Source organism: Caballeronia sp. LZ035 (assembly GCF_031451175.1).
In the GTDB taxonomy this organism is placed as follows: Bacteria; Pseudomonadota; Gammaproteobacteria; order Burkholderiales; family Burkholderiaceae; genus Caballeronia.
On the sequence record NZ_JARUXS010000003.1, the window covers coordinates 1,110,510 to 1,125,127 of the forward strand.

The 14,618-nt window shown below is 66.3% G+C and carries 14 protein-coding genes; 7 read left to right on the forward strand and 7 right to left on the reverse strand.

Annotated elements, in window-relative coordinates:
- Nucleotides 1-76 precede the first annotated feature (76 nt).
- Together QCE88_RS27720 and ampC are read right to left on the reverse strand one after the other, a co-directional pair.
- Nucleotides 77-970: a LysR family transcriptional regulator gene (locus tag QCE88_RS27720; RefSeq protein WP_309908079.1), complete on the reverse strand. Its 894-nt coding sequence runs from the start codon at nt 968-970 to the stop codon at nt 77-79.
- 3 nt (nt 971-973) lie between these two features.
- Nucleotides 974-2,185, reverse strand: coding sequence for a class C beta-lactamase (gene ampC, locus QCE88_RS27725; RefSeq protein ID WP_309908080.1), 1,212 nt, complete (start codon nt 2,183-2,185; stop codon nt 974-976).
- 102 nt (nt 2,186-2,287) lie between these two features.
- Here ampC and QCE88_RS27730 point away from each other — a divergent pair, with 102 nt between their 5' ends.
- The 7 genes from QCE88_RS27730 to QCE88_RS27760 all read left to right on the forward strand — a co-directional run bounded on the left by QCE88_RS27730 (nt 2,288) and on the right by QCE88_RS27760 (nt 9,568).
- Nucleotides 2,288-3,169, forward strand: a complete 882-nt coding sequence (locus QCE88_RS27730; RefSeq protein ID WP_309908081.1) for a LysR family transcriptional regulator — start codon at nt 2,288-2,290, stop codon at nt 3,167-3,169.
- Between the two features lie 107 nt (nt 3,170-3,276).
- Nucleotides 3,277-3,786, forward strand: coding sequence for a MarR family transcriptional regulator (locus QCE88_RS27735; RefSeq protein WP_309908082.1), 510 nt, complete (start codon nt 3,277-3,279; stop codon nt 3,784-3,786).
- A gap of 4 nt (nt 3,787-3,790) precedes the next feature.
- Complete coding sequence (locus QCE88_RS27740) at nt 3,791-5,893, forward strand: FUSC family protein (RefSeq protein WP_309908083.1); 2,103 nt, start codon at nt 3,791-3,793, stop codon at nt 5,891-5,893.
- 34 nt (nt 5,894-5,927) lie between these two features.
- On the forward strand, nt 5,928-6,137 hold the full coding sequence (locus QCE88_RS27745; RefSeq protein WP_309817100.1) for a DUF1656 domain-containing protein: 210 nt from the start codon (nt 5,928-5,930) through the stop codon (nt 6,135-6,137).
- On the forward strand, nt 6,134-7,099 hold the full coding sequence (locus QCE88_RS27750; protein WP_309908084.1) for an HlyD family secretion protein: 966 nt from the start codon (nt 6,134-6,136) through the stop codon (nt 7,097-7,099). The genes QCE88_RS27745 and QCE88_RS27750 overlap by 4 nt, the downstream gene beginning before the upstream one ends.
- Nucleotides 7,096-8,559 carry an efflux transporter outer membrane subunit gene (locus QCE88_RS27755; RefSeq protein WP_309908085.1) on the forward strand — a complete coding sequence of 488 codons (1,464 nt, stop codon included), beginning with the start codon at nt 7,096-7,098 and terminating at the stop codon, nt 8,557-8,559. Before QCE88_RS27750 ends, QCE88_RS27755 begins: the two co-directional genes overlap by 4 nt.
- Nucleotides 8,560-8,992: 433 nt before the next feature.
- Nucleotides 8,993-9,568, forward strand: a complete 576-nt coding sequence (locus QCE88_RS27760) for a DUF1003 domain-containing protein (protein ID WP_309908086.1) — start codon at nt 8,993-8,995, stop codon at nt 9,566-9,568.
- Nucleotides 9,569-9,574: 6 nt separating this feature from the next.
- Here the strand turns inward: QCE88_RS27760 and QCE88_RS27765 are convergent, their stop codons facing one another.
- The 5 genes from QCE88_RS27765 to QCE88_RS27785 are packed head-to-tail and all read right to left on the reverse strand — an operon-like array spanning nt 9,575 to nt 14,612.
- Nucleotides 9,575-10,201 (reverse strand): nucleoside/nucleotide kinase family protein, encoded by a 627-nt coding sequence (locus QCE88_RS27765; protein WP_309908087.1) that lies wholly within the window; start codon nt 10,199-10,201, stop codon nt 9,575-9,577.
- On the reverse strand, nt 10,201-11,076 hold the full coding sequence (locus QCE88_RS27770; protein ID WP_309908088.1) for a sugar phosphate isomerase/epimerase family protein: 876 nt from the start codon (nt 11,074-11,076) through the stop codon (nt 10,201-10,203). Before QCE88_RS27770 ends, QCE88_RS27765 begins: the two co-directional genes overlap by 1 nt.
- A complete protein-coding gene (locus tag QCE88_RS27775) occupies nt 11,073-12,095 on the reverse strand; it encodes an ABC transporter permease (protein ID WP_309908089.1) in 1,023 nt (340 codons plus the stop codon). The genes QCE88_RS27770 and QCE88_RS27775 overlap by 4 nt, the downstream gene beginning before the upstream one ends.
- Entirely contained in the window at nt 12,092-13,105 is a 1,014-nt protein-coding gene (locus QCE88_RS27780; RefSeq protein ID WP_309836570.1) for an ABC transporter permease, read from the reverse strand. Before QCE88_RS27780 ends, QCE88_RS27775 begins: the two co-directional genes overlap by 4 nt.
- Nucleotides 13,098-14,612, reverse strand: coding sequence for a sugar ABC transporter ATP-binding protein (locus QCE88_RS27785; RefSeq protein WP_309908090.1), 1,515 nt, complete (start codon nt 14,610-14,612; stop codon nt 13,098-13,100). The genes QCE88_RS27780 and QCE88_RS27785 overlap by 8 nt, the downstream gene beginning before the upstream one ends.
- Nucleotides 14,613-14,618: the final 6 nt, after the last annotated feature.

Consider the following 14,618-nt stretch of genomic DNA (forward strand, 5'->3'; position numbering starts at 1 on the left):
CCAATCTAGACCGGGACGCACGCGCGGCGGAAGTGCCGGATCAGCAGCGGGGACATCGCGGAATGCGATGTCCGGGTTAACCCTCTTGCTCGATCAACACATCGATCAGCGCCTGAACCGCCTTCAGCCGCGAAGACGTGCGCGGCGCATGCACGCACAGCGAACGCGCGCCGGCCCAGGTCTCGTGCAACGGCACGCGCACGAAATTGCGCGAGCCCGCGAAAGCCGATGCCGCGCTCGTCGGCACGATGCCGATGCCCAGCCCCGCCTCCACCATGCGGCACTGCGCGTCGAAGCTGTTGACCGTTACGGAGACGTTGAGCGGCGCGCGGGCCGCGTCGGCGTGTTCCTTGAGCGTCTGATCGAGCGAGCCGCCCGCCTGTAACGCGACCAGCGGAAAGCGCACCACGTCGGCGAAACTCAGTGCATCGGCTTGCGCCAGCGCGTGATCGGGCGGCAGCACGACCATCAGCGGATCGGCGGCGAAATGCCATGTATCCAGACCCGCCGGTGCGTTGGAACGCGCCGAGATGCCGACGTCCGCGCGGTCGTCGAGACACGCGCGGATCACTTCATCGCTGATCTGCTCGGTCAGGGCGATATCGACGAGCGGATAGCGCGCCTTGAAGCGCGTCAGGCGCTCCGGGAGAAAGCCCACGATCGCCGACGCATTGGCATGCAGCCGCACGACGCCGGCCACCTGCCCGCTCAGCGACTGGATTTCGCGCGCCATGCCTTCGAGCTGACTGTGGATGGAGCGCGCGCCGGCATAGGCATGCTGGCCTGCCTCGGTCATCTGCACGCCGGCCGGCGAGCGGATCAGCAGCGCCGCGCCGATGGCGCTCTCCAGGTCCGCGATACGCCGGCTCAACGCCGAAGGCGCGATGTGCGCGCGGCTCGCGGCCCGCGCGATCGATCCCTCCTCGACCACGGAGATGAAGAGTTCAAGGCTGTAGGGATCGATCCGCATGCGTCATCGCTTGTCGTTCTGTTTGCTGTTCTGAGGTGCGCCGGTCAGCGCCGTGATGATCGCATAGGCGGCCTTCACCCGGTCGTCGTTCGGGATGTTGCGGTTGGCCAGCATCACGATGCCCACGCGCTCGCTCGGCACGAACGCGATATAGGTGCCGAAGCCGTTGGTCGAACCCGTCTTGTTGATCCAGACATCATCGCGCGGGGGCTGCGGCGGATCGATGGCGGTGACGGGCGTCGCGTTCAGGATCATCGCCTGCCCGTTTCCTTCCAGCAGCGCGGGCAACGCCGCCGGATACGGATACTGCTCCCAGATCAGGTCCTGCGTCATCGGACCGGCCTTGAAGTAACCGGTGTGCGTCGCGGTGACCGCGCGCTGCCAGGCCGGATCGACACGTACCTGATGCACCTGATTCATGTTGATCTGCATGAAGCGGGTCATGTCGGCGGCTGTGGTGCGCACGCCATACGCCTCGGAAGACAGCACCCCGGCTTGCATGCGGATCGGCCGGTCGTCCTTCGCATAGCCTTGCGCGTAGTCGCGCTGTTTGGCGGCGGGCACGTGCATGTAAGTGTGCGTCAGGCCGAGCGCGGGAAAGAGGCGCGTCTGCATCAGCGCGTCGAAGTCCTGGTTCATGGCCTTCGCGGTAATGAGCCCGAGCGTGCCGATGCCGGGATTCGAATACGTGCGCACCGTGCCGGGCGGCTGCGGAGGACGCCACGTGCCGAAGTACTGCAACAGCTGGGCGTTGTCGTGGATGTCGTCGGGAACCTGCAGCGGCAAGCCGCCGGGCGTGTGCGTGCCGAGATTGAGCAGCGTGACCTTGCCGAACGCGCTGCCGTTCAGCGACGGCAGATACTTGCCGACGGGATCGTTCAATGACAGGTCACCTTTTGTCTGCGCATACGAGGCGAGCGTCGCGGTGAAGGTCTTGCTGACGGAGCCGAGCTCGAACAAGGTATCGCGCGTGACGGGCTGCTTCGTCTCCTTCGATGCCACGCCGTAGTCGAACACATACGCCCTGCCGCCCACGACCACACCCACCGCCATGCCCGCAATGCCGTGCAGCGCCATCAAGGGCTTGATGGTCGCATCGACGGTCTGCTGCACGCTCGCGTTGCCGGGACTCGCGGCGAACGCCGCACTGCTTGCGCCGCCAAAAGAAAAACTGGCCAGTGCCAGACACAATATCTTGCAGAGTTTGATCTTCATCGAACCTTCTCATAATTGCCGTGATTGAGCCGAAGCGAAATATCCGCCGTTTCAGGTCGCGCCGCAATCGACGATAATTTGCTTGAGCCAAAAGAAAAACTTATGCAAACCTTGCGCCCTTATCTTCCGCTGAATGCGTTGCGCGCCTTCGAAGCCTCGGCGCGGCACCTGAGTTTCACGCGCGCCGCGCAGGAACTGAGCGTTACTCAAGCCGCCGTCAGCCAGCAGGTGCGCGCGCTCGAAGATCGGCTCGGCACGCCGCTCTTCAAACGCCTGCCGCGCGGTCTCGGCCTCACCGACGAAGGCCGCGCGCTGCTGCCCGTGCTGAGCGAATCGTTCGGCCGCATGGAAGCGGTGCTCAAGCAGTTCGAAGGCGGACATTTTCACGAGGTGCTGACCGTGGGCGCGGTCGGCACCTTCGCGGTCGGCTGGCTGATGCCGCGCATGAAGGCCTTCGCGCAAACGCATCCGTTCGTCGAATTGCGGCTGCTCACGCATAACAACCGCGTCGATCCGGCGTCGGAAGGGCTCGACTTCGCCATTCGCTTCGGCACCGGCGCCTGGCCCGCGACCCACAGCGCACAGTTGCTCGACGCGCCGCTCGCCGCGCTGTGCACGCCCGAGATCGCGCGCAACCTGCGCCGTCCCGCCGACCTCGCGAACCAGGTGCTGTTGCGCTCCTATCGCGCGGACGACTGGACCAGCTGGTTCGAGGCCGCTGGTCTCGACGCCTGGACCCTGAATGGCCCCGTGTTCGATTCCTCGCGCCTGATGGTGGAAGCCGCATTGCAGGGTGCGGGTGTCGCGCTGGTGCCATCGCGCATGTTCGAGCGCGAATTGCATACCGGGCTGCTGGCACGGCCGTTCGACATCGAAGTGAAGACCGGCAGCTACTGGCTCACGTGGCCCCGCTCGCGACGGCTCTCGCCGGGCATGCGGCTGTTTCGCGACTGGATCGTCGCGGAAGCGGGCGCGACGCCCTGAGCCTTCTCCAACGCGGCTCACAAGCAAGCAAGCTGAAAGAAAATTCCTCCGTTGTTTATCGTTCGATAGGAGGCTAACGAATAGAGTTCTGGCTATAATCGCGGCCCATGACCTCTCTCGACCTCCTGCGCCGCTCCGTCAGCAGCACGCTCGTGCTCGCGGCGCGACGCTGGCGCCGCACCAGTCACGGCGTGCTCGCCTCGTATGGTGTATCGGAAGCCTGCGCGGTGCCGCTCCTGACCGCCAACCGGCTCGGCGAGGCCGTCCGCCAGGTGACCCTTGCGGAGCATGTCGGCATTGAAGGGCCTTCGCTGGTGCGGCTGCTCGACCAGTTATGCGCGGCAGGCCTCGTGCGCCGCGATGAAGACCCGGAAGACCGCCGCGCCAAGACCATCACGCTGACCGACGAAGGCCGCGCCGTCACCACGCGCATGGAAGAGCGGCTGGTCACGCTGCGTGCGCGGCTCCTGAAGGGCGTGAGCCGCGCCGACCTGGAAACAACGTTGCGCGTGCTCAGCGCCTTCAGCGACCTGTCCGACGGCAATCTCCTCGCCGCGATGGCCGCCATCGAGCCGCCGCCCAAGCCGGCCCGGCCCGCCGCGAAACGCGGAGCCTAGCAACATGTCCTTTCCTTCCGCGCGCGAATGGCTCTTCTCCGCCAAGACCTTCGCCGCCGCGATGATCGCGCTGTACATCGGCCTCGCGCTGCAATTGCCGCGCCCCTACTGGGCGATGGCGACGGTCTATATCGTGTCGAATCCCTTCGTCGGCGCGACGCGCTCGAAGGCGCTCTACCGCGCGCTCGGCACGATGATCGGCGCGGCGGGCGCGGTGCTGATCGTGCCGCCTTTCGTGGAGTCGCCGTATCTGTTCAGCGTGGTGGTCGCGCTGTGGACCGGCACGCTGCTGTATCTCTCCATGTTCGACCGCAGCGCGCGCAGCTATGTGTTCCTGCTGGCGGGCTATACCTTGCCGCTGATCGCGCTGCCCGCCGTCACGGACCCGACCATCGTCTTCGATCTGGCGATGACCCGCACCGAGGAAATCCTGCTCGGCATCGTGGTGGCGAGCGTGGTCGGCAGCGCGGTGTTTCCGAGCCGTCTCGCGCCGACGCTGGTCGAACGGACGGACGCCTGGTTCCGCGACGCCGCGTACTACGCGAGCGAAACGCTGTCCGGTCATATCGCGGGCGCGAAGATCTCGGCGACGCGCCAGCGGCTCGCGGCCACGGTCAATGGACTGGAACTGCTGCTGAGCCAATTGACCTACGATCACGCGCGGCCTGACATCATCCGCCGCGCGCGTGCATTGCAAGGGCGCATGCAGATTTTCCTGCCGCTGATTTCATCGATGGCCGATCCGCTGATCGAACTCGTCGACAAGCACCGGCAGTATCCGGAAGGGCTCGAAGCGCTGCTGAAGGACGTCGCGGAATGGGTCGGCACGCCGGCGCCGCGCTCGGCGGAAGAGATCGAGCACGAAGCCGCGCCGGATGCGTTTCGCGCGCGCATCCTTGCCATGCGGCCGTCCGTCGAGGCGCTGGCCACGATGGACGGCGCGCTGTTGTCGAATGCGCTGTGGCGGCTCGGACAGGTGATCGACGTATGGCAGGACATCCGCGCGCTGCGTGCAGCCATTCTCAACGAGACGAGCGAATGGCGTCCGCACTTCCGTCACTGGCGGCTGGGCGGCACGGCACGTTTCTTCGACCGCGGCATGATGCTGTTCTCGACCGGCGTCGCGGTAAGCGCGATCATCGTCGCGTGCAGTCTGTGGATCGAATCCGGCTGGAACGACGGCGCCGGCGCGGTGACGCTTGCCGCCGTGGCCTGCTGCTTCTTCGCCGCGCTCGACGAACCCGCGCCGCAAGTCTTCACGTTCTTCGTCGCGACCTGTATGAGCGTGGTGCTGGCGGGCCTGTACGTGTTCGCGGTGCTGCCGCACGTGCATGATTTCCCGATGCTCATCATCATCTTCGCGGTGCCGTTCCTCATCATCGGCACGCTGATTCCGCGTCCGCGCTTCAATCTCGTGACCATGCTGGTCGCGGTGAACACGGCCACCTTCATCAGCATCCAGAGCGCCTACGAGGCGAACTTCTTCGTCTTCATCAACAGCAACCTCGCCGGCGTGGCGGGCCTGCTGTTCGCGTTCATCTGGACGCGCATGACGCGGCCGTTCGGCGCAGAACTCGCCGCCGCGCGGCTCACGCGGTCGGCGTGGGCGGATATCGTGGTGAGCGCGTCGTCGGCGGAAGTCATCGACGATCAGCGCAATCTCTACGCGCGCATGCTCGACCGCCTGATGCAACTGCTGCCGCGCCACGCATCGAGCGATTCGCAGCGTCATCCTTCCATCGAGAGCTTCCGCGATTTCCGCGTCGCGCTGAATGCGCTCGATCTGCGCCGCTCGCGCCGCAAGCTGCCGGCGGAACTCCAGCATTCCGTCGATGCCGTGCTCGACGCGCTGCGCCGCTATTTCCAGTCCTGCATCGCGCGCCGCGCGCGCCAGCCGGTGCCGCCGGAACTGATTCGCGGCATCGATTCGGCCAGCGCGCAGGTGGCTGCCCGCGCCATCGCGCAGTCGCCCGCCGCCGATGCCGTCGCCGAAAGATGGCTGCGCGATACGCTTCATGCGCTGGTCGGCATGCGCCTGTCGCTGCATCCGCCTGAAGAGCAGACGGCCGCGCAGAACGGCGCCGCGCCCCGTGAGGAGCCGGCATGAACCTCATCACTTCTTCATCAACGGAACGCCCAACATGATCGGCGAAATCGACATCCTCGGCGTGTTCGTGCCAGCCGTGCTGGTGCTGATGTTCGTCGCCTACCTCGTGAACCTGGCGATCCGCACCGTGCTCGCGCGCGTCGGCTTCTACCGGTTCGTCTGGCATCGCTCCATTTTCGATCTCGGCATCTACGTGCTGGTGCTGGGTCTTGTCGTCATCGTTTCGCAGCGGCTCATCTCGTGAAAAAAACCTGGTTCTCCCTCGGGCAGATTCTGCTTACGCTCATCGTCGTGACCATTGCGGCCGTCGTGCTGTGGAAGCTGGTCGATTACTACCTGTTCGCGCCCTGGACCCGCGACGGGCACGTGCGCGCCGACGTCATCCAGGTCGCGCCGGACGTGTCCGGGCTCATCACCGAAGTGCACGTGGCCGACAATCAGCAAGTGAAGAAAGGCGACGTGCTGTTCGTGATCGACCGGGCCCGCTATGCGCTGGCGCTGCGCAACGCCCAGGCCGCCGCGCAGCAGCGCCGCGCGACGCTCGATCAGGCGCGCCGCGAAGACGTGCGCAATCGCGCGCTCGGCAACCTGGTGGCGCGTGAAGTGACCGAAGAAACCCATTCGCGCGTCGAGACGGCGACCGCCGCGCTGGCGGACGCCGAAGTCGCCATCGATACGGCCCGGCTCAATCTCGATCGCACCGAAATCGTCAGCCCTGTCGACGGCTATCTGAACGACCGCGCGCCGCGCGTCGGCGAATACATCGCGGCCGGACGCGCGGTGCTCTCCGTGGTCGACATGCATTCGTTCCGCGTGGATGGCTACTTCGAGGAAACCAAGCTGCACGGCATCGACATCGGCCAGCCGGTGGACATCAAGGTGATGGGCGAACCGAACGTGCTGCGCGGACATGTGCAGAGCATCGTCGCGGCGATCGAGGACCGTGATCGGCAACAAAGCCCGAGCCTGCTGCCGAACGTGAATCCGGCGTTTAGTTGGGTGCGGCTCGCGCAGCGGATTCCGGTGCGCGTGACGCTCGACGAGATTCCGGCCGACTTCCGCCTGATTGCGGGCCGCACGGCGACCGTGTCGGTGCGCGGCATCGGGCCTGCGATCGGCAAGCGGGCGGCGTCGGAGACATCGCCTGCTTCGGCGCCCGCGCCGACGTCCAGCGTTGCTGCGCCGGCTTCGGGTGCCTCGCAATGAACGGCTTGCGTACGATGAAGGGGCTCGCGCTGGCGTCTGCGACGGCGTTTGCGCTGGCCGGCTGCATGACGGTCGGGCCAAACTACGCGCTGCCCGACAAGGCCGCCGTGAACGCACCCTACGCGAACGCGCCGCTCGACGGCGCCGATCAGGCGCCCGTCACGCAGGGCGCGGTGCCGTCGAAATGGTGGCGCCTGTATGACGATCCGGTAGTCGATCAACTCGTCGAGCAAGCACTCGCGTCGAACGCGGACCTGCGCGTCGCGGCGGCGAACCTCGCGCGCTCGCGTGCCGAAGTGGAGTTCGCCAATCAACAAGGCGGTTTCTCCGGCAAGTCGTCGGCGGCGTTCCAGCGCGCGCAGGAATCGGCGGAACAGTATCTGTTGACGGAGAAACTTCCGGTCGTCAACGAAGGCGCGCTCGACCTGTCCGTGTCGTACGAGCTCGATCTGTTCGGCAAGATCAAACGCGGCATCGAAGCCGCGAACGCCGACGACGAAGCCGTCGAAGCCGCGCAGGACCTCGCGCGCATCACGGTGGTCGCGGATGTCGTGCGGGCCTATGTCGAATCGTGCTCGGCGGCGGAGGAACTCGACATCGCGCGCAAGTCGCTGGATCTCCAAAAGCAGCGCGTGAAGCTCACGCAGCGTCTGCGCGACGCGGGCCGCGGCAATCAGTCCGAAGTCACGCGCGGACAAACCCAGGCCGATACGCTCGCCGCCGACATCCCGCGTTTCGTCGCGCGCCGCCGGGTCGCGCAATACCGCCTGGCGATGCTGCTGGCCCGCGCGCCCGCCGATCTGCCCAAGGCCGCACTTGCCTGCCGCAAGCTGCCGCATTTGCGCGCGCCGATTCCGGTCGGCGACGGCGCCGCGCTGCTCAAGCGCCGCCCCGATGTGCGGCAGGCCGAACGGCAACTGGCGTCGTCGACGGCGCGTATCGGCGTGGCCACGGCGGCGCTGTATCCGTCGGTGAGTCTGGGGGCGTCGGTCGGGTCGGTCGGTGTCGCGGAGGATCTGTTCGGCGCGAATACGAACCGCTGGGCGTTCGGCCCGCTGATCAGCTGGAGCTTTCCGATCAACGGCCAGCGCGCCCGCGTGCTGCAGGCGGAAGCGGCGAGCAGCGGCGCGCTCGCGCACTTCGACGGCGTCGTGCTGAAGGCCTTGCAGGAAACGCAGAGCAATCTCGCCACCTATGCCTCGGACACCACGCGCGCCGATGCCTTGCGCATCGCGTACCGTTCGGCCACCCAGTCCGCCGATGAAACCAACCAGTTGTATCGCGCGGGCCGTGAGTCGTTTCTCAACGACCTCGACGCGACGCGCACGCTGACCGGCGTGGCCGCGCAGGTCGCCGCGGCCGAAGGTCAGGTGGCGGTGGATCAGGTGAACCTGTTCCTCGCGCTCGGCGGCGGCTGGGAAACGGACGAAGCGGTCGCGCAGAACGGCAAGGGGAAGTAAGGGCACGAGAAGGCCGTGCGGAACCGCAGTCGGGCGTGCAATCCGGAAAGGCTTTGCGCGCGGACGGAAACGGACGAAGCCGTCGCGCAGGACGGAACGAAGAAGAACGGCGCGAGAAAGCCGTGCAGGACCGCTGCCGGGCGTGCAATCCGAAAAGGCTTTGCGCGCGGAAGGAAACGGACGAAGCCGTCGCGCAGAACGGCGCGAAGAAGTAACGGCGCGAGAGATTCGTGCAGGACCACTGCCGGGCGTGCAATCCGGAAAGGCTTCATGCGTGGACGGAAACGGACGAAACCGTCGCGCAGAACGGCGCGAAGAAGTAACAGCGCGAGAGATTCGTGCTGGACCACTGCCGGGCGTGCAATCCGGAAAGGCTTTGCGCGCGGAAGGATCTAGAGTGGGGCGCTTCAGTCTCTCTGCTCCGGAATCCGCCATGACGCCCGATCAGCCGTCACCCTCCTCAAGCCACGACGACCCGCCGCCCGCCGATCATCTGCGCTTCCAGTTGCCGTACCTGCATTTGTCGAGCGCCTTCGGCAACAACTGGTTCGCGCTCAAGGCAGAGGCGTTCGCGCGCTTTTTCGGCACGCCCACGTTCCTGCTGGCGCAGACCTTGATCGTCGTCGTGTGGATCAGCCTGAGCGCCGCGCAGCTGATTCACTTCGATCCCTATCCCTTCGTGCTGTTGAATCTGGCGTTCAGCCTGCAATCCGCGTATGCCGCGCCGATGATCCTGCTCGCGCAGACCCGTCAGGCCGACCGCGACAAGGCATTCTCCGACGCCGATGCGCGGCACCGCGAAGCGCTCGCGTTGGCCTCCACGCGCCGCGACAAGGCGCTCGCGCAGCAGGCGGTGCAGATCGAAGCGTTGCTGAAGCAGAACACCGAACTGACGGCGCTGACACGCGAACTGGCGGAGCAGATCGCCTCGCTGACGCAAGGCGTGCATGAGAAGCTGACACGCGAGAAACACGCGCGGGCGCCTGACAAGCAGCCCACGCTCATCTGAAGCGCGTCAGGAAGAAGAAGGCCAATTGAACTGCACATCGGCACGCAGCCGGGTCGCATCGATGAGCCGCGCGTTCACATCGTCGGTCTGGCTGACCCACTGTTCCGCCGCATCCTCGCTGCGGCCGAAGCTCACGTGCCGCGCCAGCAGTCGCGAACGCCGCAGGTTCTGATCGACGTTCACGTACCAGACTTCGTCGAGCAACGGCTTCACGCCGCGCCAGTGGCCGTGTTCGAGCAGCAGGTAATTCCCTTCGGTCACGATCAGCGGCACCTCCGGCAACACCGGAATCGCCCCGGCGATGGGTTCCTCGATCTCGCGACGGAACGCCGGCGCATACACGACCTCGTCCGGCCGCTGTTCACGCAACCGCCGCAGCAGCGCGACGTAACCGGCGCTGTCGAAGGTATCTTCCGCGCCCTTGCGCCCCGCGCGTCCGAGTCGCTGAAGCTCCACGTTGGCGAGATGGTAGCCGTCCATCGGCACGACGACGGCCCGGCCCGGCAAGGCATCGAGAATGGCCTCCGCCAGCGTGGACTTGCCCGCACCGGGCGCGCCGACCAGGCCGAGAATGCGGCGGCCGCCTGCGTCGGCGAGACGTCGGAGGCGTTCGAGATAGATTCCGTCGATCATCAGTGATGCGCCCTCGCCTTCGCTGCCGCATCGATGCCGCCCGCCATGAACGCGCGCGCGTGTTTCGCGAGGTCCATGCCGTCGTCCCACAGGTTGCGCCAGATGGCGAGCGCGTTCGACAACTGCTCGTTCACGACCGTCGAGGAGAAGCTCTCGAAGGTCACGACGCCCTGATAATCGATCATCGCGAGCGCATGGAAGAACTGCGAAAAGTCGATCGTGCCCGAGCCGAGATAACCGCGATTGCTCTCGCCGATATGCACGTAACCGAGCCGCTTGCCGCATTGCAGGACCGGCTGCATGAAGTCCGATTCCTCGATGTTCATGTGATACGTATCGAGATGGACGACCACGTTGGGCGCATCCACTTCGTCGATGAAAGCCAGCGCCTGCGACGCCGTGTTCAGCAGATTGCTTTCGTAACGGTTCACCACTTCGAGCCCGAGCGTGACGTTCTTTTTGAGCGCGAAATCGGCGATGCGCTTCAATGAATCGATCGCATTGCGGCGGCCCTTCTGCGTGACCGGGGCGGAGTACTTCGCCATCGCGCCGTACAGGATGCCGCCAAAATAGCCGCCGCCGAGTTCCGCCGTGATCGTGATGCCTTCCTCCAGCAACGCGACGCCGCGCGCCACGATCGCCGGGTCTTCGTTCGACACGTCCGCCTCGAAGGTCAACCCGCGCGAGCAGCCGATCCCGAGCCCATGCTCCTGCAACAGATCGCGCGTGAGCGCGAGATCCATGACCTTCGGGCCATGCAGCGACAGCTCGACCAGATCGAAACCGGCCTCCCTGGTCTGGCTGATGACCTTGCGCGTCGATTCCGGCGTCAGGTCGCCCGCCCAGACCAGTGCATGTACGCCAAGCTTGTTCATCGTGCCACTCCCTCCGATGCGGTCGCGCGTCTGCGGACCCGGGTTCTTGAAATGCCGCGGGCCCACGCCCAGCGGACGAGCATCACTACCAGCAGGAACACGCCCCACAGCGCGGTAGCCAGGTGCTGGTTCGCGCCGAGCAGGTTGAGCCCCGACGCGATCACCTGCAGGATCACCAGCGCGATGACGACCGGCGCCACGCGCCCGAAGCCGCCGAACGGATCGACGCGGCCAAGAAAGCACGCCAGCACCGAAATCAGCAGAAAGGCCTCGCCGTGGCCGACACGCACCGAGTTGAACTGCGCAGCCATCACAATGCCGGCGACGCCGCACATCAGCCCCGACAGCATATAGATGCGCGTGACGGCGCGCGTCGTGGCGATGCCGGAATAACGCGTCGCTTCGAGATTCGAGCCGATCATGCGGGTCGCGAAACCAAGCCGCGAACGCGTCATCACGACATGCCAGACCAGCGCGCAGCCGATGAAGATCCACAGCGGAATCGGCACGCCCAGCAGCGCGCCGTTGCCCATCTCGCGCACGAACGGCGGGAAGCCCGAGATGTCGCCGCCGCGCGTGAGGAATTCGCCGAGGCCGCGCAGGAAGATCATCATCGAGAGCGAGACGAGGATCGGGCTCGCGCCGGTGCGCGCGATCACCGCGCCCATGACCCAGCCGGATGCGGCGCCCGTCGCGAGCGCGGCGGCCATGCCGAGCGCCACGGCGGCCGCGCCCGCATCCGCGCCGCCATGCGTGTGCAGCACGTAGGCCATCGCGAGGCCCGAGATGTTCGCCGTGAACGTTACCGCGAGATTGAAGCCGCCGGAGATGAGCGGCATCAGCATGGCCAGCGTGAAGAAGCCGAGTTCGGGCAACTGGAAGGCCACCGAGACGAAGGTGCTCGTCGTGAAGAAGCGTTCGGAGGCGAAGCTCATCACGATGATCACGATCACCAGAAAGCCGAGCAGGCCGGCGACGTCGGCGGGCACGACCGAGCCGGCGGGAGCACGCGTCTTCATGGCGCCGCCTTCGCGCCCGACGACGCCAGCCGTGCGCCGACCAGCTTCGTGAAGCCGCCGCTCGACAGGGTGATCGCAATCAGGATGATCGCGCCGATGATCATCTTGAACGCGTACGGCGAGATGCCGAGCAGGTTCAGGCCGTTGGCGGTGATGGCGGTCAGCAGGATGCCGAGAATCGCGCCGAGGATCGTGCCGCGTCCTCCGCCCAGCCGCGCGCCGCCGAGCACCACGGCGGCCAGTACGTCGAGTTCGCGGCCGTACAGCGCGTTCGGCACGACTTCCTGCACGTAGTGCGCCTGCATCAGTCCCGCGATGCCCGCCATCATGCCGAGCCAGCCGAACGCCACATAGTGCATCGCGCCGATGTTCACACCCACGCGCCGCGCCGCCTCGGGGTTGTCGCCCATTGCGTAGAGCTGGCGGCCGGTGGTCGTGCGGCGCAACAGCAGCCAGGTGGCCAGCACTGCCACCGCCATGACCGCGACCGGCAGCGCGAGCGTCGCGACGCCGCTGGGCGTATCCACATGCACGATCGACACGCGTTCGACCCACCAGTCCGGCAGGTCGTAGATGGAGACGCCGCCCGTCAGGAACATCAGGCCGCCGAAGAAGACGTTGAAGGTGGCGATGGTCACGACAATCGACACGATGCGAAAGCGATAGATGATGGTCGCGTTGATCGCGCCGAGCAGGAAGCCGAAGCATGCGGCAGCGAGGAAGCCCAGCGCCCAGTTGCCGCCGCCGAGCCGCATGACGGTGAGCGCGGTCAGGTACTGCGCCACCGAGGCGCCCACCGCAAACGAAATGTCGATGCCGCCCGCGATCAGCACCACCAGCAGGCCCACGGCGAAGATGATGTTGACCGAACTCTGGTTGAGCAGGTCGAACAGGTTGGAGAGCGTGAGAAAGGTCGTGGTCGTGAGGCTCAGGCCGATCATCATCGCGACGATGACGAGCAGCAGCAGCGCTTCGATCGAACCGATTCCGAGTCTGCGCAGGTCAGGCATGGACGTCTCGCTCGATGTGTTCCATCGTGGTCTTGCCCGGCACGTATTCCCCGGCGATGCGCCCGTCGCGCATGTGCAGGATGCGGTCGGCGTTGAAGTACACCTCGGGGATCTCGTCCGAGATCAGCAGGATCGCCATGCCCTGCGCGGCCAGGTTGTGGATGATCGCGAAGATGCCGGCGCGCGCGCCCACATCCACGCCGACGGTCGGCGAGTCGAGGATCAGCAGCTTCGGGTTCGTGGCGAGCCACTTCGCCAGCACGATGCGTTGCTGGTTGCCGCCTGACAGCGTGGACACCGCGTCGTCCGGCTGGCCGATCTTCACCGCGAGTTGCTTGATCCAGTCGTCGATCAGGGCGCCGCGCCGGCGGGCCGAGATCAGGTGCGCGGCATCGAGCAGACGGTCGAGCACGGCCGCGACAGTGTTGTCGCCGATCGATTGCGGCTGCACCAGGCCGAGTTGCAGCCGGTCCTCGGACACGTAGGCGATGCCGGCGCGGATCGCGTCGCGGTTCGAGCGCAGCGCGATTTCCCGGCCTTCCATGTGGATCGATCCCGCGCGCGGCCGCGTCATGCCGAACAGGGACAGCGCAAGCTCGGTGCGTCCCGCCCCCAGCCGTCCGGTGATGCCGAGAATCTCGCCCCGGCGGATGCTGAGCGCGATGTCGCGATACTCGCGCCCGCGCGACAAGCCCCGCACCTCCAGCACCACGGGCGCCGCCGGACGGTCCGCCGCGCGCACCGCGTAGTCGAAGGTGCGGCCCGTCATCAGTTCCGTGAGGCGCGTCTGCGTCATGCCTTGCGTGGGAAAGGTGCCGACATACTGACCGTCGCGCAACACGGTCACGCGCGTGCAGACTTCGAGCACTTCGGCGAGCCGGTGGCTGACGAACACCACGGCAATGCCGTCCGCCGACAGCCGCCGCACGATGTCGAGCAGCGCGCCGGTTTCAGCGTGACTCAGCGAGGCGGTGGGTTCGTCCATGAACACGAGGCGCGCGTCGCGCACCAGCGCGCGGGCAATTGCCACGATCTGCCGCTGCGCAATCGACAGCGACCGCACCGACCGGCCGAGATCCAGCGTCACGCCAAGCCGCTCCAGGATGCGCTGCGCGGCCTGCTTCATCCTGCCGTAATCGACGAAGCGCGGCCACCCGCCGAGGTTCTGCTCGAAGGCGATGTTCTCCGCCACCGTCATCTCCGGGAATAGCGCGAGATCCTGCCAGATCACCTGGATGCCGAGATCGCGCGCCTTCGCCGGATCGAGGCCCGCGATGGACGCGCCGTCCATCAGCATCTGCGCGCCGGCCTCGGGCTGATACACGCCGTTGATGATCTTGATGAGCGTGCTCTTGCCGCAGCCGTTCTCGCCCGCGAGACACAGGACTTCGCCGGGCATCACGTCGAACTGCACGGATCGCAACGCCCGCACGCCGCCGAAGTCCTTCGAGATGGCGTCGAGCTTCAGCAAGGGCGTGCGCACGTCGGGGGCGGCGGGCTGATTCATGTGCGT

What these genes read in the sequence shown, in the direction of transcription:
- QCE88_RS27770 (WP_309908088.1), bottom strand. Translation starts at nt 11,076, where the DNA reads ATGAACAAGCTTGGCGTACATGCACTGGTCTGGGCGGGCGACCTGACG.
- QCE88_RS27730 (WP_309908081.1), top strand. Translation starts at nt 2,288, where the DNA reads ATGCAAACCTTGCGCCCTTATCTTCCGCTGAATGCGTTGCGCGCCTTC.
- QCE88_RS27735 (WP_309908082.1), top strand. Translation starts at nt 3,277, where the DNA reads ATGACCTCTCTCGACCTCCTGCGCCGCTCCGTCAGCAGCACGCTCGTG.
- ampC (WP_309908080.1), bottom strand. Translation starts at nt 2,185, where the DNA reads ATGAAGATCAAACTCTGCAAGATATTGTGTCTGGCACTGGCCAGTTTT.
- QCE88_RS27765 (WP_309908087.1), bottom strand. Translation starts at nt 10,201, where the DNA reads ATGATCGACGGAATCTATCTCGAACGCCTCCGACGTCTCGCCGACGCA.
- QCE88_RS27755 (WP_309908085.1), top strand. Translation starts at nt 7,096, where the DNA reads ATGAACGGCTTGCGTACGATGAAGGGGCTCGCGCTGGCGTCTGCGACG.
- QCE88_RS27740 (WP_309908083.1), top strand. Translation starts at nt 3,791, where the DNA reads ATGTCCTTTCCTTCCGCGCGCGAATGGCTCTTCTCCGCCAAGACCTTC.
- QCE88_RS27760 (WP_309908086.1), top strand. Translation starts at nt 8,993, where the DNA reads ATGACGCCCGATCAGCCGTCACCCTCCTCAAGCCACGACGACCCGCCG.
- QCE88_RS27745 (WP_309817100.1), top strand. Translation starts at nt 5,928, where the DNA reads ATGATCGGCGAAATCGACATCCTCGGCGTGTTCGTGCCAGCCGTGCTG.
- QCE88_RS27775 (WP_309908089.1), bottom strand. Translation starts at nt 12,095, where the DNA reads ATGAAGACGCGTGCTCCCGCCGGCTCGGTCGTGCCCGCCGACGTCGCC.
- QCE88_RS27720 (WP_309908079.1), bottom strand. Translation starts at nt 970, where the DNA reads ATGCGGATCGATCCCTACAGCCTTGAACTCTTCATCTCCGTGGTCGAG.
- QCE88_RS27780 (WP_309836570.1), bottom strand. Translation starts at nt 13,105, where the DNA reads ATGCCTGACCTGCGCAGACTCGGAATCGGTTCGATCGAAGCGCTGCTG.
- QCE88_RS27785 (WP_309908090.1), bottom strand. Translation starts at nt 14,612, where the DNA reads ATGAATCAGCCCGCCGCCCCCGACGTGCGCACGCCCTTGCTGAAGCTC.